The sequence below is a fragment of the Mycobacterium sp. IDUB_28 genome (assembly GCF_055419285.1).
In genome coordinates this window covers 1-18,029 of the sequence record NZ_JBVAXK010000017.1, presented here as the reverse complement: position 1 = coordinate 18,029, position 18,029 = coordinate 1, and the positions used below count along the sequence as shown (strand labels likewise).

Here is an 18,029-nt window from a genome sequence, read left to right as displayed (position 1 = left end):
TGCACGCGACGACGACTGCTACCGTGACCACGCAAACTCGACGTCGAGGAGCCCCGATGGCCAGTGCATTGAACGGCATTCAGCAGAAGCTGCAGCACATCACCGAAGCGGGACGCGCGGTCAAGCGCCTCGCCGACACCGGCATCATCGACCTGCGGGACCTCAATTCGACGGTGCAGGCCGGCAAGCTCACCCGCGTCTACGGACCGCAGGCCACGATGACGATCCTGGGCGGCCGCAGGTATGCGGCGTTGCCCGCGATCGTCGACGAGCGCGGCACTCTGACCTACCGGCAGGTCGACGACCAGTCCTGGGCGCTGGCGCACGGCCTGCAATCCTTCGGCGTCAACGCGGGCTCTGTCGTCGGGCTGCTGTGCCGCGACCATCGGGGACTGGTCATCGCGATGGCCGCCTGCGGCAAGCTCGGCGCCCGCCTCGTGCTGATGAACACCGGGTTCGCCAAACCGCAGTTCGCCGAGGTCTGCAAGCGTGAGAACGTCAAGGTGGTGCTGCACGACAGCGAGTTCCTCGGCCTGCTCGACGCGCTGCCCGCCGACCTGCCGCGGGTGCTGGTCTGGGTCGACGACGACGCGGAAGTGCCCGCGGGGGCGCACACGCTGGACGACATCGTCGCGGCCAACTCCACCGAGCCGCTACCTCCGCCGAGCAAAGCCGGTGGGTCGGTCATCCTGACCAGCGGCACCACCGGGCTCCCCAAGGGCGCGCCGCGCGACACCGTGTCGCCGCTGGCGACCGCGCAGATCGTCGACCGGATCCCGTTCCCCCGCAAGGGAACCATGGTGATCGTCTCGCCGATCTTCCACAGCACCGGGTGGGCCACGTACACCGTGGGCGCCGCCCTGGGCAACAAGGTGGTGACCGCCCGGCGGTTCAAGCCGGAAGCCACCTTGAAACTGATCGCCGAGCACCGCGCCGACATGCTGGTGGCGGTGCCGACCATGCTGCACCGGATCGTCGAACTCGCACCCGACGTCATCGCCAAGTACGACACCTCGTCGTTGAAGGTGATCCTGATTGCCGGATCGGCGCTGAGTCCGGAACTGTCCAACCGGGTGCAGGACACCTTCGGTGACGTCCTCTACAACATGTACGGGTCGACCGAGTGCGCGATTGCGAGCGTCGCCACCCCCGCCGAACTGCGCCAGGCGCCCGGCACCGCCGGCCGGGCCCCGCTGACCTGCGAGGTGGTCCTGTACGACGAGCACGACCGACGTCTCGAAGGCGCGAACCGTCGCGGCCGGATTTTCGTCCGTAACGGGGCGCCGTTCTCCGGCTACACCGACGGTCGCAACAAGCAGATCCTGGACGGCTTCATGTCCAGCGGTGACATGGGTCACTTCGATGAGAACGGCCTGCTGTTCGTCGACGGCCGCGACGACGACATGATCGTCTCCGGCGGGGAGAACGTCTTCCCGCAGGAAGTGGAGAACCTGCTCGAGGAGCGCCCGGATGTCGACGAAGTGGCGGTAGTCGGTGTCGACGACGTGGAGTTCGGAAAGCGGTTGCGCGCCTACATCGTTTCCGAACCCGGTGCCGCCCAGGATGCCGCCGAGATCAAGCAGTACGTGAAGGACAATTTGGCGCGCCACAAGGTGCCGCGCGATGTGGTGTTTGTCACCGAACTACCGCGCAATGCCACCGGCAAGCTGCTACGTCGGGTCCTGGCCGAGATGGACATCGAACCGTCGAGCTGACACACGACAAATCGTCTGTCCCCGGCGCGTTGGATCGGTTAGCGTAGCTGACTCGACGACAACTTCGGATTGGTAAGCGGCAGCGGGGAGCCGACCAGCTTTGGCAACGATCACGAGCTCGACGGGGGTGCGAGCCAGTTCTTGCACGCCCGCGTCGACACGCGCTCGGCTGGGCAGACTCCCGGGAATCGACGGGATACGCGCGCTCGCGGTGAGCGCGGTGGTGCTGTATCACGTCAACCCGGCGTGGCTGCCCGGCGGCTACCTCGGCGTCGACGTGTTTTTCGTGATCAGCGGATTCCTCATCACCCGGCTACTGATCGCCGAACGCGCGGGCTCGGGTCGGATCAGCTTGCGGCAGTTCTGGATTCGTCGGGTCCGGCGCATCTTGTCGCCGCTGCTGCCGATGCTGTTCGCGACCGTGGCGGTCACCGCGCTCGTGGACCGGACGATGTTGCATGCGCTGCGCAACGAAGTGCTGGGCGCGGTGACGTTCACCAGCAACTGGGTGCAGATCAGCGAACACCAGTCCTACTTCACCAGATTCGGGCCACCCTCGTTGCTGCAGCACCTGTGGTCGCTGGCGGTGGAGGAGCAGTTCTACCTGGTGTGGCCCGTGCTCGTCATCGCGGTGCTGTGCTGGTGGGGCCGCAACACCGCGGTCGCGATCGTCGCGGGTGCCGGTGCGCTCGCCGCTGCCGCGGCCATGGCCGTGCTCTATCAACCCGGCACCGATCCGTCGCCGATCTACTACAGCACCGCGACCCACAGCGCCGGCCTTTTCGGCGGTGCGGTGCTGGCCGTGGTGTGGCCGGCCGTCGCGGCGCGCGTGGGTTCGTCTTTCGGCAGCGGCGTGCTGGCCGGCGCGGGCCTGGCCGGGATCGCCATCGGCTACTGGCTGCTGGACGAGGACGGGTCCGCCACCTATCGGGGTGGCATCCTCGCCGTCTCGGCGGCCTGCGCGTTGCTCATCAGCGGCCTGGGCCTCGGCCGCAATTCCGTCGAGCGGCTGCTGTCGCGACCCTCGCTGTGCTGGCTCGGCGCCCGGTCCTACGGCCTGTACCTGTGGCACTGGCCGGTTTTGGTGCTGGGTGATCGCCTGCTGGGGCGCCGGACGCTGCTGGTCGCCGGCGTCGAGATCGCCGCTGCCGTGTTGCTCGCCGCGGCCTCGTACCGATGGATCGAGAAGCCTGTCCTGCGTCTCGGCTACCGCCGCGCGTGGCAGGCCGGCTGGTGCGCGGTGCGCGGCGGCCGCACGGGACGAATCTGGGTGGCAGGTGCGACGGCTGCGGGCGGTGTGTTGGTCCTGGGTGCGCTGGTGTTCGCACCTGCACCGCCGTTGACGGGGCTCGACAAGCAATTGGCCGAGGCGCTCGCCGCGCAACAAGCAGCGGCCGTTGCGGCGCCGGGTGCGCGGCCGCAGGCGCCCGTCGTCGACGCCCCACCTGCGTCCCCGGCGGCAACTGAGTCGGTCGGGCCGCCGCCCGGCGACCAGATCAGCGCGGTGGGCGACTCGGTGATGCTGGCGTCGTCGTTTGCGCTGCGCGACCGGCTACCCGGCATCCGGATCGACGCGGTGACCAACCGCAGCATGCAGGCGGCGCCCGGCATCCTCAGTGCACTCGATGCCGGCGGTGCGCTGCGCCCGGTGGTGTTGCTGGGTCTGGGCAGCAACGGGTCGTTCCCGCGCGACCTGCTCGAGGGCATCGTCGACGAGCTCGGCCCGGAGCGGAAACTGTTCCTGGTCAACCTGTATCTGCAGGACAGACCGTGGACCGACGAGGTCAATCAGACCTTGACCGAGGTGGCGCTCGCGCACCGCGCCAATGTCCGCCTGATCGACTGGCAGAGCGCCGTCAGCGGACACGAAGACCTGCTCTACGCCGACCACGTCCATCCGCAGCCGGGTGCCGGCGCCGACCTCTACGCGCAGACGGTGATCGCCGCCATGAGCGAGAAGCCGGCTCCGCCCGCAGCGCCCGCGGCCGCCCTGGATCCGGTGGTCCCGCCGGTTGGCCGGGCACCGGCCCCGCCGACGCCCACCCCGGCATCGCGCACCCCCGATCACAGCGAGCAACTGCTCCTCACGCTGGTGGCGCTGGCCATGGTGCTCGCCATCCCGATCCTGGTCGCCGTCCGTGCCGCTGTCGGCACCCGGCGTGTCCAGCTGGCCGTGGCGGGCGACGACCGTGCCGCTGCGTCGCACGCACTGTTCGCGCCGCCGACGCGAGCGCGCTCACCACCCCGTGCGACGGCGGATACCACGCCGGTTCGTACGTCAGAGTTCGTAACCACCGCACACCACCCGGACAGGAGTGAGGATGTCTACCCGGACCATCATCGCCGTGATCGGAGTATGCCGGGCTGCCGGCGGCGCGGCCGCTTACTTCTGGCCGACGGCCTTCGCCAGACACGGCAAGATCACCGGGGCAGGCGCCAGCACCGACAGTCGGTATGTCACCCGACTTTTCGGCGCCCGCGACATGGTGATCGGCGCCGCGACCGTGACCGGACCGGCGCAACATACCGCGCTGTGCATGGGAGTCGTGTGCGACGGCATGGACACCGCGTCGGGGTTGCTGGCCGGCCGGGACGGCAAAGACGCCGGCTGGGTACGCGCCGCGTCGGTGCTCACCACAGTCTTCACGCTCGCGGGTTTGGCTGTGGGCGTGCGTAATTCGCGGCCCTAGCCCGAGCAGCGGCTACGGGGACGCGGCACCCGCAGCGTCCTGCAACACCTGCTGCAACTTGTTGAGTGGATCTCCCTCGGTCGGATTGAGCCGACGTGCCGGGGTGTCGCGACTGTCGGGTACCGCGAGGGGCGCGAGCGGCGGCGGCAGGGGCAGTAGCGGCGGCGGCGGTGGCGGTGGCGGCGGTGCCGCCGGCGGCGGGGCGTTCAATGCAGCCTGCTTGGCGGCCAGCCGGCTCGCAGCGTCGTGGCGGATGGCCTGCCGCTGCAGGTTCACGTCGCTGTTCCCGGCAAAGCAACCCTGGGGCGCACCGTCGACGATGGTCAACGCGCTCGCATAGCGTTCTTCGGCGCGGGCCCGGTCCCCCGCCGCCGCGGCCCGATCACCCTGCGTCTCGCGGACCAGTTCGAGGTTCACCCGCACCGGGCAGGAATCGTCGGCATCGGCGCGGGACAGGGCGGCGCTGAAGTGGCGGTCGGCGTCCTCGAGACGGCCGGCGAGCACGGCGGCGGCGCCCGCGGCGAACGGCGCCTTGGCCGGTTCCACGATGTTGGCCACGCCGAGCACCTCCGCATCGGTGCGCACCGCATTCCCGTTCCGGCTCGCGTAATCCGACACAGCCGAATTACCCAGCACGACAACCGATATCAGCTTGACGGCGATCAGCAGCGCCAGCAAGGTCAGCGGTGCCGAACAGATCAGCAACCGTCGCCGCAGCCGCAGCCGGGCCGGCCTCACCATGACACATCCCGTCGGGCGATGCGGCTGCGCCGAAAGTCGCGGACCGATAGATAGATCTCGCCCAGCAGCAGCACCGCTGCCAGCATCGTCAGCAGCCAGTACAGTTCGATCCGGTCGACGGCCGCCGGCCGGATGCCGGTCTGCGGCAGGGTGGGCCGGAAGGGCTGACCGGGTTCCCGGTGTTCATACAGCACGCCGAGCTGCGCAGCGAGTTGCCGCAGCTTTGTTTCGTCGATCGCGGCGCTGCGGCCGTAGCCCAGCACCAGCCCGCCGTCCACCAACCCGCGGGCGAGGTCGAAGTCGGCCTGTGCCGCGGGTGTTCCGCCAGAACCGAAATACAACACCACGTTCCGGGAACCGGGATACTGCTGCGCCGCCTGCAACAGCTGATACCGCAGCACATTTCGGGCCGCACCCGCGGCTACGCCCTGCCCGTCCGGCGTCGGCACGGAACCCAGCGCCGCGATCGTCGGACGCAGGCTCCACACATCCTGCGACAGTGGCCAATCGAGCGAGGCCCGGGAACTGAAGGTGATCAGCGCGTATCGTGCCGCAGGATATTGATCGATCAGCGCCGCCATGTCGTTGTGCATCCCTGTGACGCTGGAGTCCACGGACCGGTCGACGACCAGGAACACGTTGAGATTCGCGCCGGCCGCGCCCGGACCGCGGTGCGTCTCCTCGCCGCGGATTCCCGGGCGGGTGGTCGCCGCAAGGATCAGCAGTACGGCCAACGTCACAGCGCTCCAGCGCAACATTGCGGATCGACGGGTTCCATAGCTCACGCTCAGCACCAACCGGAGTGCCACCGCGCGGGCCAGAACGAGCGCCGCGATCACGACGGCGAGGATCGCCCACGGCAGCACCGGCTGAAACGTCATCGGCGCAACACCAACAACGCCACCGAGAGTGCGGCCGCCGACACCATGGCGATCACCAGCGGCACGACCGGTGCGTCCGGAAAGTCTCCGGTCACCACCGTGCCGTCGGCCAGCCGCGCCGGCGGGGTGTTGGACCGAATCTGGTTGAGAACCTTGGGAATCTCGCTCACCGAGCCCGGTCCCGGCACGAGGTAACGGCCCCCGGTCTGCTGGGTGAGCGCGAGCAGCGAACCGCTCGAGCGCGACGGCGCCGTGTCGATCACGTTGAGCTGGATGCCCGCCCGCTCCACCAGACCGCGCACCCCGTCGGCGGTGAACAGGGCGGCGCGCGGTTCGCCCGCGGCCCGCAGATCGGAGGGGCCGAGGTAGATCACCGACCGTCGCCGCAGGCCGCGTTCCTCGAGCGTCGGGAAGCCCGAGATACACAGCGCCAGAACATCTTCCATACTGGGGGCGTAATCGATGTAGGGCACTGGTGCCGTGAACGACGCCTGACGCGCGCGGGCGAATTCCGCGAACCGCTCGGCGGCGTAGGCGTAGTCGCGTGTCAGCGGCACCAGGCGACGGTTGATCGAGGTCAGTCCGATGCGTTGAGTCTGATACGTCGAGATCTGCCGGGCGAAGTTATCGAGCAGTTCGGCCGTCGCCGCGTCGGGGACGGGTTGGCCGACACACACCATAATGTCCTCGGGATGAGCGGCGTCGAAACCCTGTCCCGCTCCGGTCGGACGGGCCGATGTCCAGGTGGCGGCGCCGAACATGACGGTCAGCAGCAGCAACGTCAGAACGGTCGACAGCGAACGCAGCCGGGCCACCTTCGCGTACTCGGGCAGCCGGGTCAGTCGTGCGACGTTGGCCAGTGGACGCAGCCGGCCGCGGGCAGCGGTCATCGGCAGCAGCGCCGCCAACACCACTGCGGCGATCAAACCGGCCAGGCCGACAGCGGCCACCGGCCACCACCTCACGTCCACGAGCGGATCAACTCCTGCGCCTGGGCGCTCACCTCGGCGACGTCGATCTGGGACTCGGCGTTGAACTGCGCATCACCGAGCCGGATCAGCAACGGCGCCGCCGGTGCCAGCTCGCCGGCGGCGATGGCGTCGACGTGCAGGTACTGGGCCCGGTCGCCGGTCGCTTGGTGCAGGAAGCTGCGGACGGTCCGGCTGATCGCCGCACATGCCGCCGCGGCGGGCAGCCGCCCGGCAACGTGCCTGTCACCGATGCCCCGCACCCGTCGGGCGAACCGGTGACGGATCAGCCGCGCATGCACATGACGCACGAACGGGATCCGCCGCAGCCGCTCCGCAGGCAGCGTCCACACGAAGATGCCCAGATACCAACCTATTACGGCCAGGATCAGCAACACGGCCCAGCACAGCCACCACGATGAGTAGGGCTGCGGGCCAAAGACATGGCGTAACAGGTCATCCGGCACGGGCGGCCGTCTCGGACAGGGCGACGAGTTCGCGCCGGATGTTGTCGCTGCCGGCGATCGTCGCGTGCGCGATCGCGTGACCGGTGAGGAACGCATCGAGGCGGTCCCGGCGAGTTTGCTCGGCACGGCGGTAGGCGGCGACCACCCGCGGGCCGAGGTCGGCGCCGTTCAACACGAATCGTCCGGTGGCGACATCGAATCCGTCGGTGTTGTCCGGACCGACGGCGGGCATGTCCGCCACCATCGCCCACATGATGTCGTGCCGCGCGCTCAGCTCGGCCAGCAGGCTATCGAGCTGATCGTCGACCTCGGGTTCGTCAGACACCACGATGATCAGCATGCTGTGTCGGTAATGCGTTGCGACATAGTCGAGTTGGGCGGTGATGCGGCTGGCGCCGGGGTCGGTCATGGTGTGCTGATACCACCGGTGCAGCAGTCCTTCGATGTGCGGCTCGCCGCGCCGCTGGGGGATGTTCACCGAGCCGCGCCGGTCGCCGTAGACCATGCCGATCTGATCGGAGCGACGCAGGCCGATCAGTCCCACCGCACCCATGGTGTGCGCGGCCACGTCGCGCTTGTACTCCCCACTCGGAGCGAGTGCGGTCATGTTGCGGCCGGCGTCGGCGACGAGCAGGATCTTATGGTGTTTCTCCGAGACGAACCGTTTGATCAGCACGCTGCCCGAACGTGCCGAGGCTTTCCAGTCGATGTCCCGGACGTCGTCGCCGGGGACATACGGGCGCAGGTCGTCGAATTCCATGCTGCGCGTGTGCAACAGGGTGTAGCGGCCGCCTTCGAGTAGGCCGCGGGTGTCAGTGCCGAAGTGCGCCTTGGCCTGGTTGAGATGCTTGCCCACGATGAACCGCCGGCAGCTCAGGGGACCCGGACGGTCCGCATCGCGGCGTCGATCACAGACTCGGCAGTGACGTTGTTGCTGGCCGCTTCGAAGCCGAGGATGAGCCGGTGCCGCAACACCCGGTGGGCGAGCTTGGCGATGTCCTCGGGCAGCACGTGCGCCCGCCCGGCCAGTACCGCCCGCGCCCGCGCCGCCTTGCAGAACGCGATGGTGGCGCGCGGGCTGGCACCGTACTCGACGAGGCGCGCGATCTGCTTGGGCAGCGTCTGCGCCGGGTGACGGGTGACATCCACCAGCTGGCTGGCGTAGAGCATCAGCGCACGGTCCATGTGCACGCGGCGCACCACGTCCTGCAGGCGCAGCACATCCTCCAGATTGACCACCGGCTGGGCGGGCCGCCGCTTATCGTAGAGACCGGCGTCGATCCGCGCCATCATCTCCACCTCTTCCTCCGGAGACGGGTAGCGCACGATCTCTTTGAGCAGAAACCGGTCGGTCTGCGCCTCGGACAGCGGATAGGTGCCCTCCTGGTCGACGGGATTCTGGGTGGCGATCACCAGGAACGGCTCGCTGATGGGGTGCACCTGCCCGCCGATCGTGGTCTGCCGCTCCTCCATCGCCTCCAGCATCGCGCTCTGGGTCTTCGCGCTCGACCGGTTGATCTCGTCGAGCAGCAGGAAGTTGGCGTGCACCGGACCCAGTTGGGTGACGAACGAGCTGGTCGACGAATCGTAGATCTGGGTGCCGATGATGTCGCTCGGCAACAGGTCAGGGGTGCACTGGATGCGCCGGAACCGCCCTTGGACCGAATCGGCGAGCACCTTGGCGGCGGTGGTCTTGGCCAGGCCGGGCACGCTCTCCAGCAGGATGTGGCCACCGGCGAGCAGGCCGATCAGCAGCGATTCCCGCAGGTTGCGCTGCCCGACGATTTTGGCGTCGAACGCCTGTGAGACGGCATCGACGATTGGCCGGATGCTGTCGATTTCGCGTTGATCCGGTTGCGTCCGTGCTGTAGTCATACGCTCGCATTTATACCCGGGCGCCTGGTGTTCACACGTGAGTCGCCTCGCTCCCCGCAGTTCGGGTTGAGCACCACACCCTCGGGTATGCGTGCCGACGTGATGATCGGCACGCACCAGCAACCGGCCGGCAGCCAACTCGGGCCGTTCGGGCGGGTCCTGTTCGCGGTGCTGCTGTCGGCAGGGTGTTCGGCTGATCCTCCGCATCCTGCTGTCGGGTCTGCGCCCCCTGCTGCGGCTGCCGGCACGCTGGTGTCCACACCGGTGGGCGTGCCCGCCGCGCTGGCGCAGGCACCGCTGGACCAACCGCGGCAGGCGCTGGTTCCCGACGGCTGGACGATGTCGGTGTGGGCGCGGGTACCGAAGGCGCGGCTGGAGACCTGGACTCCGGACGGCGCGCTGCTGGTGTCGGTTCCGGCGAGCGGGCAGATCGTCAAGCTGACCCCGAAACCCGGGGCGGCGCCGCACCAATCGACGTTCTTGGATGGGCTGCACCAGCCGCACGGCATGGCGTTCGCCGGCTCGGCGTTGTATGTCGCCGAGAGCGACCGGATCGCTGTCTACGACTATGTCGACGGGCGGGCAGTCCACGCCCGGGTCGTCGCAGGAGGCCTTCCCGACGCGCGCAGCCCCGATTTGCAGGGGGCCTACGCGCATGCGTTGAAGAGCGTGGCCGTGGGACCCGACGGTGCGGTCTACTTCTCGATCGGCTCGACCGCCAACATCTCACCGCAGGATCGCGCGGCCACCCCGCCCAGAGCGACGATCATGCGCGTTGCGCCCGGCGGCGGCCCGGCACAGCCGTTCGCGACCGGCGTGCGCAACGGAACCGGCCTGGCCGTCGCCCCGGACGGTGCCATCTGGACGGCGGTCAACAACCGCGACAATGCACCCGACCCGGCGGGCCATGTCGACGCCGGGTACGTCAACGACCATCCGCCTGAGTCGCTGGCCCGCCTGACGTCGGGCCGGGAGTTGGGCTGGCCGTTCTGCAATCCCGACGGCGGCCCGGCCAACGTGCCGTTCATCCGTGACTTGACGACTAATACAGACGGATCCCGATTGGACTGCGCCGCACTGCCTGCGGTCGAGCAGAGCATGGGCGCGCACTCGGCTCCGCTGGGTCTGGCCTTCACCGCCGGCGTGCTGCCGCAACCATATGCCGACGGCGCGCTGGTCGGTATCCACGGTTCGTGGAACCGGCAGCCGCCGCGAGCGCCGGAGGTGTCATTCTTCCCTTGGCACAACGGCACTCTCGGCAATCAACAGACGCTGGTCGGGGGCTTCCAGAGCGGCGACGGATCGCGGTGGGGCCGCCCGGTGGCCGCGGTAGTCGGACCGGACGGCGCAGTGTACGTCACCGACGACGCCGCCGGCGCCGTCTACCGCGTGGCTCCGCCGGGCCGATAAGTGTTGGGGGCCAGGCAATCAGCGGGTCAGCAACGCCAGGGCCGCCTGTTTGAGCCGGCGCCGCGGCCAGTTCAGCGCGCCGTCGCCGGCCAGGGCGGCCTTGGCCGCGTTGTAGCCGCACATCCCGTGCACGCCGCCACCCGGGTGCGTGCCGGCACTGCCCAGGAATATGTTCTGCACCGGCGTGTGCGGCCCGCCGAATCCGGGTGCGGGACGAAACACCAACTGCTGGAACAATTGTGAGGTACCACCGTTGACAGCGCCGGTGTGCAGGTTCGCATCGCCGGCTTCCAGGTCGGACGGACGTTGAACGGTCTTACCGACCACGCGAGCGGCGAAACCGGGCGCATACTCTTCGAGAACGCGGTCCACGGATTCGGCCAGCTGGTCGGCGGATGCGTCATCGGCGCGGGCACGCGGTAGATGCGTGTAGGCCCAAGCGCTTTCGGTCCCGGCCGGTGACCGACTCGGATCGGACGTGGTCATCTGACCGAACAGCATGAACGGATTCCGCGGCACCGTCCTGGTGTTCAGATCGGCCATCCATCGAACGAGACCGTCGCGATCCGCCCCGACGTGCACGGTGCCCGCCTCGTTGAGGCTCTTCGATCGCCACGGGATCGGCGCGTCGAGGGCATAGTTGACTTTCAGCACCGGTGTGTCCCAGACGAACCGCGACATCGCCGCTGCCACCGCGCTCGGTACCGAGTCTTCGGGCAGCAGCTCGTCGAACAGCATCGGGGCGGACGTATCGGCGATCACCGCGCGCCGCGAGCGCACCGTACTGCCGTCGGTACAGCGCACCGCTGTCGCGCGACCGCCCCGCACCTCGATGGCGTCAACCGTTCGTCCACAACGGATCTGGGCCCCGGCAGCACACGCGCGTGCGACGAGCGCGGCGGTCAGCTGACCCGCTCCCCCGACGGGCACCGGATACCCGCCGTCCTGGGCCAGCATCACCAGCATGTAGCCCATCAGGCCGCTGGCCGGGGCGTCGATGGGCACATCGGCGTGCATGGCGTTGCCCAGAAACAACAGTCGTGCGGCCTCTCCCTCGAACAACTGCTCCACCAGGACGCCGGCAGGCAGCAGCAGTTGATGAACGAACTGCAGCGCCTCCGCCGTCCCCAGGGTGCGCAGCAACCCCACCGCCGGACGAACCGGGGGAAACGGCGCCAGCAGCGCGCCGAGGAACGGTTCCTTGATGCGCTGCCACTGGGCGAAGAGTTCACACCATCGGGCGCCATCCCCGGGGGTACGGCGGTCGAGTTCGGCAGCGGTGCGGTCGATATCGCGATAGATCAGGGGCGCGTCGTCGTCGGCTGCCGAGCTCGGATGGCCAACCACGGCTGGGGCGTGTGACCACCGCAACCCGTGGTCCTCCAGATTGAGGTCACGCAGCCCCGGCGAGGCAACCGACAGCGGATAAAAGGCGCTGTACAGATCGCTGACATAACCCGGGAACAATTCGGCGCTCTTGACCGCGCCGCCCGGCTCCTGCTGAGCCTCGAGCACCACCACGTCCCAGCCCGCGTCGGCCAGGACCGCGGCAGCCACCAATCCGTTGTGCCCGGCGCCGATCACCACGGCGTCCGCGACGGTCATTGACCTTGCTCAGGCTCAGAACGTCGTTCGGCAAGCGCGGACAATCGCGCCAGGCACTCGCGGTTGCGCGGCCACGCGGCGGCCAGGGCCAGCCGCCGCGGGATCAGCCGCAGCGGACCGCCCAGCGGCACCTCGGCCATCTCGATCAGACAACCGCCGCTGTCGGTGTCGGACAGGCGCAACGTGATTCGCGCGCCACCGAAGGGGCGCCCCTTGGCCAACAGCACGAGTTCGGTGACCGGTACGCAGACTTCGACTTCGGTCTCGTCGTTCAACGCCACCGGCCACACCCCGATGGTGTGGTGAATGAGGCTGCCCGGCGAAGGCCAGTTCGGGTCGACGGCACGCATCCGGCTGTTGCCCACGACCCACTGCGAATACGTCCATCCGTCGGCCATCACGTCCCACACCTGGCGGCGCGACGCAGTGGTCTCGCGCCGTACGGTGAGCGCGCTGTCAATTTCGGCAGGTTCTTTCATCGACCGATCACTCCTTCAATGTCCTCCGAGAGGGCTGACGATCAGCCGGTTGGCTGCCGCCTTCCACGAATCGGGCAGCACCATACCGGCTGCGCCCATCGCCTTCGACGACAGAGATGCCGCCACGACCTTCTGCTTGCCCGCCATCAGCGCCCGGTAACCCTGCTCGGCGACGCGGGCCGGATCGTCTTTCGGGATGAACCGCCCGAGCACGGTGTCGAGCATTCCCACCCTGCGGAAAAAATTCGTGTCGGTGGGCCCCGGCATCAGCGCGGTCACCGTCACGCCGGTGTTGCGGAACTCGTCGTGCAGCGCTTCGGCGAAGGACTGGATGAACGACTTCGACGCGTTGTACATCGTCTGATGCGATCCGGGCATCATCGCCACCACCGACGAGGTGAGCAGCATCTTGCCTGCGCCGCGCGTGGCCATTCCGCGCAGCGCCAGCTTGGCCAGCTGGACCGTCGAGCGGACGTTGAGGTCGATCACGTTCATGTCCCGGCTCAGGTCGGTGTCGACGAAAGGTCCGGAGTCGCCGGTGCCGGCGTTGAGCGCAACAACATCAAGGTGACGGCCGTCTTCGGTCGCGTCGCGGTACAGCTGTTCGACTTCGTCCGGTTGGCGGAGATCGACGCGGACCGCCCGCACGTCGACGCCCTTGCTGCTCAATTCTGCGGCGGTGTCGTGAATCCCGTCGTCGTCAGCAGCCAGAACGAGGTCGTACCCGTCGCGGGCGAGGAGCTTCGCCAGCTCGCGGCCGATGCCGCTGGAGGCGCCGGTCACCAGGGCCAGCTGTGCTGTCATGCAGCCGGGCTACCCGGCGGCGGGCCGACCAAACGCTCCGACGTCGGTCGGAGGCTGCGTCAGCCCTATACCGGGAGGGGCGGGCGCGGCGATGCGTGTTGTTCGTAGCGCGTCAGCGACGCCATGCGCGGATACAGGATCGCCGGACCAAGCCACCGCGCGACGAAGCTGCGGAGGGAGGCGGCTTCCGACCGCCCCTGCCTGGGGTCGATCAGCAGGGATTGCACTGTGCGCAACGTCATTTCGGCCAGTTCACCGCGTGCGGCGGCGTCGAAGCCGTGCAGCTTCCAGTCGACGTCGAGGCGATCGAACACCGACAAGCAGAAGGCGATCGCCGTGTCGGAGGTCAGCGAGGTGACGGCCTCCCCCTCCTGTCGCCGGGTCAGCAGGGTCTCCAGCTGCGGATCACCGGAGAGATTCTCCACTCCGAACGAGACGCACTCCACAACAGCGGTGGCCGGGTCCTCGATTCCGCGGGCGTGTGCTACCACCTGGTCGATGAAGCCGTTGACCGCACGCATCGAGCTGGCGATGAGCAGCGCGTCGGCGTTGGGAAAGTAGCGGTACACGGTCTGGCGGGTGACTCCGAGTCTGCGGGCGACGTCGGCAAGGCGTATCCCCGGTCCGCGCTCGGCAACCTCGGCGTCGACCGCCGTCAGAATTCGCGAGATCGCCTCGTCGTCCGACGACGGGGTCGAACCCGCCCAGCCCCGACTACGCATCGGCGGCTACCAGCCTGTCGCTGGTGAACTCGATCGGAAGGGTCGTCGGACCGGTCATCCCGAGCACGGATTTCCACGGCGCCGGACCGGCGCGATGGGGGGCGGGCAGCCGACGGGTGAGGACGATGAGCGCTTCGGCCAGTTCCCGGCGTGCGAGGTTGGCCCCGAGGCAGTAGTGCGCGCCGCCGCCGAAGGTCAGGATGGCGGGAACGTCCTTGCGTGTGATGTCGAAGCGGTCGGCATCGGCGTAGATCGCTGGATCCCGGTTGGCTGCAAAGGTATTGGCGAGTACGAAGGTTCCGGCCGGGAACAGGTAGCCGGCGAACTCGACATCGTCAACGGCGGCTCGGGGCACGATGCAGGCCGCCGGAGAGTGGCGCATGCTCTCTTCGACCGCCTGCATGGCAAGTTCCGGGTGATCGCGCAGCTTCGCCCACTGGTCGGGATGTTCGCAGAGCACCTGGACCGACGCCGCCAGCTGGTTTCGTGTCGTGTCCGTTCCCGCCATCAGGAAGCCGGACACCAGCATGCGGAGCTCGTCGAGGTTGAGCCGGTCGCCGTCGCTTTCGGCTCGGATGAGTTCGGAGAGCAGGTCCTCGGTGAGGTTGTTTCGGCGGGTGGCCACCATGTCGTCGACGTAGGCGTCCAGTTCGCTCCAGGCGCGCATGATCGCGGACTCGTCGAAGTTGGCATCGGGCTGGAAGTTGAGGGCTTTGAAGACCTCCTCGGTCCAGTCCGCGAACAACTGCCAGTCCTCGCGTGGGGCGCCGAGCAGCGCACACATGATCGGAGTGGGGTACCGATACGCAATGTCGGTCACGACGTCGCAGCGTCCGGCGTCCATCACCTGGTCGATGAGCCCGTTCACGACTTCGTGGATCGTGTCCTGCAGACGCGATGTCGCGCGCGGCGTGAACGCCTTGGCGACCAGCTTGCGCAACCGCACATGCGGTGGGCCGTTGAGGCCGAGCAGGCTGTTCGCCATCTTGTCGTACAACGGGCCCGACGTGATGCCCTGGGCCGCCAACGTGATACCCGGTGGCAGGCGGAATCTGTTGTCGCGCAATATTTCCCGGGCGAGATCGTAGGACAGAATTTCCGGGCCGAGGGGGCCGATCGCGATCGGAGCACGCGACTGCGCCGCTCGGACATCCTCGAGAATGTCGTGCGGAGTCGCGGTGAGGCTGTAGTCGAACCGCGGGAGACCGGCGTCGAAGACGTTGGGCGTGGGGCGGTGCGCGTTCATGAGTCTCAACTTCCGTGGGCTGCCCAGACGGGATCAGGTACAGACGTTTATACCTGCAATGTATGACCATCGCCGGGGAACAGTCAACCTTTCGCTCGTCGTTGGCCCTGTAACGAGCACATGGTCATACATCCATTGGATGAACGTCCCGGCGTCGGTGCAGCGCTTACGAAGCCCGCTGAGGACCACTGTCCGGGTGCAGCCTCTGCAGCGGACCACCGGCGACTGTTGATGGCGCAACTGTGCTGTGACCGTTAATGATCGTTACCGCAATTGTGATTGCGCGTTCCTATCGTGGTTTAACGAGAGATCCGGTTTTTCACCTCAACCAACGCCGATCGCCACGTGTAGGGCCTAGGGGGCTGACATGAGTACCGCATTCGCTGATCCAGTCGCAGGTCATGCAGCACACGTACCCGACGATGTCGCCTTGGCGGTCGCCAGACTCAACGCTTTCGCCGGCGGAAGGGAAACCGCCGAGACACGGGCGCGTTGGCAAGTCGACGAAGAAGAGATCTTGCGCGCGTCGATCACGGTGATCTTGATAGCGCTCACGACGGTGATCGCGGTCGCCGTGATCGCGATCCTGACGATGGGTTAGCAGCAGGTACGAACCGCACGCTGGTGCATCAGCGGCTTGAGTCGCTTTCTCTGACAACGCATATCGGGTTGCCGCGTCGTTCGCGACACGTGGCGATGCCGTCGTGGTAGTGACCGATTGCTCGGCTCCCGGGGGCGGACCAACAAATTTGACCTGTCACGGAACGATGCCGTTGCACAACGGATGTGGGCCGTCGGCATTGCCTCCGGTGCTGATGTGGCCGCCACTGCTGACGCTGTACATCGCCTCCTTGCCGAGGAAAAAGGCGTCCATTTCGCTCATCCCGTAGCGGCTCATCAGCATATTCTTCAGCCCTGCGGTGTAGTCGGCCCCGCTCGCAACTGCTTTGCAGGCGAACGTGACCGCTTCAGGACTCCAGTTGCCGCAGACCTCTCCCGTCGCTGTGTCACACACCCAGGTGTGGTGTTCGCGCCAATCACCCTGCTGCCCCTCTGTTCTAGGGGGCGCTGCGCGCAGGGAACTCAGCGTCGGCGCCGTCGACGCGGTCGCAGGAACAGTTGACGCGACGCTTGGACGGGCCTTCTCGTCATGGTGGTCAGCCCACGGTCGCCAGAAGGCCGCACTTCCGACCAGTAACCCGAACACCATCGCGGCGGCCAGCGCCAGCAGTACCTGCGATCGCCTCTGGGGCGCCGATTCAGTCATTGAGGGGCCTCTTGCGTTAGTGCTGTCGGGGACGTCCCACGGTTGGCAACGTCCGGCGTCGTGAACTCTATGGCAAGTCCCAGAATCGGCGAAACAATCTTCGGGTTTCTTGGCGAACTGCGCAGCGGCCCTTCGGCAATTGTTCGATCTTCGAGAACTGTATGACGTGGTCGTCATTTACACTCCGAAGCTATGCCCCCCGCATCTCAGGTGCGGCCCGCCTGGGCCCCCGGTGCCACACTGAGGGCAGTCTGGGTTACCGCCCGGGAGTCATCAGAATGGATCGCCAGCCATACCAACAAGTTACTGATCGCACTCGGATCGACGCTTGACATACCTGGGTGGGAAACACCCCAGGGCGAGCTATGGGCGGGAACGCTAGAAGCGTTGGCAGAGATAGTGATTAAGCACGTAACGGTAGGCACATTCGGCGGCCCGGAACCGGAAAGTGGCTATCGCTTCACCGTATCGGGCACTAACCAGCGACTGCTGCTGCACGTGCACATCTCTGCCGGTGCTAAATCGAGAGGCCGACGGGTCCCTCTACACACCGTCTCCATTGACATCCGTGAGCTGATGTTCGGCGGCGTCACCTCGATCGTTGGTGACACGGTCTGCGCAGCGGTTGCCGAGACGTGGAACCCGTTGGCCCTCAGTCTGTCCGACCTGCTCGTGAACCGCACGGCCAGACGTGGCGGCTGGAAGATCCCCGTCGGCTACCGAACCTGGTTCGACGCACAAGTCGGAACAATCAGTCAGCTGGAGCAAGGACTGACCGCCACCGAATTAGCAGGTGGCACGCTCATCTCAGCGCCCGATGACTGGCCAGCAGAGAAGGTCGTGGCAGCGATGACGTCAACGCTAGCCGCTAGCGGCCTCGACGAGGTGCCCCGCCAGCGAATACCCTCGCGGTAGGCCACCCGGGCCCTCGCCAGGCGTTCAGCCTCCGTCAACCCTTGAACACCATGGCAATAACTTCATTGGAATGCCGCAGCTCCGCTTTTTGCACGAACTCGGCGATGTCTGGTACTGCGTGCGGGATATTCAGCTCAACTACCTGCTCACCGGACGGTCCGCGCTTGTGAGGGGGACCCGTTTGGTGGTCTAGTCGCTATGCGACTTGGGGTTGGTGGGTCGTGGCCCACTGTAGGGCAAACTC

The 18,029-nt window shown here is 67.4% G+C and carries 17 protein-coding genes; 5 read left to right on the top strand and 12 right to left on the bottom strand.

Features of this window, described 5'->3' with window-relative positions; translation table 11 throughout:
* Positions 1-56 precede the first annotated feature (56 nt).
* Together ACZYZ9_RS24605 and ACZYZ9_RS24600 are read left to right on the top strand one after the other, a co-directional pair.
* Positions 57-1,715 (top strand): acyl-CoA synthetase, encoded by a 1,659-nt coding sequence (locus ACZYZ9_RS24605; protein ID WP_463828790.1) that lies wholly within the window; start codon positions 57-59, stop codon positions 1,713-1,715.
* Between the two features lie 127 nt (positions 1,716-1,842).
* A complete protein-coding gene (locus ACZYZ9_RS24600; RefSeq protein WP_463828789.1) occupies positions 1,843-4,392 on the top strand; it encodes an acyltransferase family protein in 2,550 nt (849 codons plus the stop codon).
* Positions 4,393-4,417: 25 nt separating this feature from the next.
* On the opposite strand, the gene ACZYZ9_RS24595 is transcribed toward ACZYZ9_RS24600, so the two are convergent.
* Genes ACZYZ9_RS24595 through ACZYZ9_RS24570 form a run of 6 tightly spaced genes read right to left on the bottom strand, consistent with a single transcriptional unit; the run spans position 4,418 to position 9,337 of the window.
* Positions 4,418-5,146, bottom strand: coding sequence for a hypothetical protein (locus ACZYZ9_RS24595; protein WP_463828788.1), 729 nt, complete (start codon positions 5,144-5,146; stop codon positions 4,418-4,420).
* A complete protein-coding gene (locus ACZYZ9_RS24590) occupies positions 5,140-6,027 on the bottom strand; it encodes a vWA domain-containing protein (RefSeq protein ID WP_463828787.1) in 888 nt (295 codons plus the stop codon). Before ACZYZ9_RS24590 ends, ACZYZ9_RS24595 begins: the two co-directional genes overlap by 7 nt.
* Complete coding sequence (locus ACZYZ9_RS24585) at positions 6,024-6,977, bottom strand: hypothetical protein (protein WP_463828786.1); 954 nt, start codon at positions 6,975-6,977, stop codon at positions 6,024-6,026. Before ACZYZ9_RS24585 ends, ACZYZ9_RS24590 begins: the two co-directional genes overlap by 4 nt.
* An 11-nt stretch (positions 6,978-6,988) precedes the next feature.
* On the bottom strand, positions 6,989-7,462 hold the full coding sequence (locus tag ACZYZ9_RS24580; protein ID WP_463828785.1) for a hypothetical protein: 474 nt from the start codon (positions 7,460-7,462) through the stop codon (positions 6,989-6,991).
* Positions 7,452-8,318, bottom strand: a complete 867-nt coding sequence (locus ACZYZ9_RS24575) for a DUF58 domain-containing protein (protein ID WP_463828784.1) — start codon at positions 8,316-8,318, stop codon at positions 7,452-7,454. Before ACZYZ9_RS24575 ends, ACZYZ9_RS24580 begins: the two co-directional genes overlap by 11 nt.
* Positions 8,319-8,335: 17 nt before the next feature.
* Positions 8,336-9,337 (bottom strand): AAA family ATPase, encoded by a 1,002-nt coding sequence (locus ACZYZ9_RS24570; RefSeq protein WP_463828783.1) that lies wholly within the window; start codon positions 9,335-9,337, stop codon positions 8,336-8,338.
* Positions 9,338-9,439: 102 nt separating this feature from the next.
* Here ACZYZ9_RS24570 and ACZYZ9_RS24565 point away from each other — a divergent pair, with 102 nt between their 5' ends.
* Positions 9,440-10,747: a PQQ-dependent sugar dehydrogenase gene (locus ACZYZ9_RS24565; protein WP_463828816.1), complete on the top strand. Its 1,308-nt coding sequence runs from the start codon at positions 9,440-9,442 to the stop codon at positions 10,745-10,747.
* A gap of 18 nt (positions 10,748-10,765) precedes the next feature.
* Here the strand turns inward: ACZYZ9_RS24565 and ACZYZ9_RS24560 are convergent, their stop codons facing one another.
* From ACZYZ9_RS24560 to ACZYZ9_RS24540, 5 genes are all read right to left on the bottom strand, one after another.
* Positions 10,766-12,352 carry a phytoene desaturase family protein gene (locus ACZYZ9_RS24560; protein WP_463828782.1) on the bottom strand — a complete coding sequence of 529 codons (1,587 nt, stop codon included), beginning with the start codon at positions 12,350-12,352 and terminating at the stop codon, positions 10,766-10,768.
* Complete coding sequence (locus ACZYZ9_RS24555; RefSeq protein WP_463828781.1) at positions 12,349-12,831, bottom strand: SRPBCC family protein; 483 nt, start codon at positions 12,829-12,831, stop codon at positions 12,349-12,351. The genes ACZYZ9_RS24560 and ACZYZ9_RS24555 overlap by 4 nt, the downstream gene beginning before the upstream one ends.
* A 15-nt stretch (positions 12,832-12,846) precedes the next feature.
* Complete coding sequence (locus tag ACZYZ9_RS24550) at positions 12,847-13,635, bottom strand: SDR family NAD(P)-dependent oxidoreductase (RefSeq protein WP_463828780.1); 789 nt, start codon at positions 13,633-13,635, stop codon at positions 12,847-12,849.
* A gap of 65 nt (positions 13,636-13,700) precedes the next feature.
* Complete coding sequence (locus ACZYZ9_RS24545) at positions 13,701-14,357, bottom strand: TetR/AcrR family transcriptional regulator (protein WP_463828779.1); 657 nt, start codon at positions 14,355-14,357, stop codon at positions 13,701-13,703.
* Complete coding sequence (locus tag ACZYZ9_RS24540; protein WP_463828778.1) at positions 14,350-15,603, bottom strand: cytochrome P450; 1,254 nt, start codon at positions 15,601-15,603, stop codon at positions 14,350-14,352. Before ACZYZ9_RS24540 ends, ACZYZ9_RS24545 begins: the two co-directional genes overlap by 8 nt.
* A 367-nt stretch (positions 15,604-15,970) precedes the next feature.
* Here ACZYZ9_RS24540 and ACZYZ9_RS24535 point away from each other — a divergent pair, with 367 nt between their 5' ends.
* On the top strand, positions 15,971-16,204 hold the full coding sequence (locus tag ACZYZ9_RS24535; protein WP_463828777.1) for a hypothetical protein: 234 nt from the start codon (positions 15,971-15,973) through the stop codon (positions 16,202-16,204).
* Positions 16,205-16,360: 156 nt separating this feature from the next.
* Here the strand turns inward: ACZYZ9_RS24535 and ACZYZ9_RS24530 are convergent, their stop codons facing one another.
* A complete protein-coding gene (locus ACZYZ9_RS24530; protein WP_463828776.1) occupies positions 16,361-16,870 on the bottom strand; it encodes a hypothetical protein in 510 nt (169 codons plus the stop codon).
* A 387-nt stretch (positions 16,871-17,257) separates the two neighbouring features.
* Between ACZYZ9_RS24530 and ACZYZ9_RS24525 the strand changes: the two genes are divergently transcribed.
* Positions 17,258-17,785, top strand: coding sequence for a hypothetical protein (locus ACZYZ9_RS24525; protein WP_463828775.1), 528 nt, complete (start codon positions 17,258-17,260; stop codon positions 17,783-17,785).
* Positions 17,786-18,029: the final 244 nt, after the last annotated feature.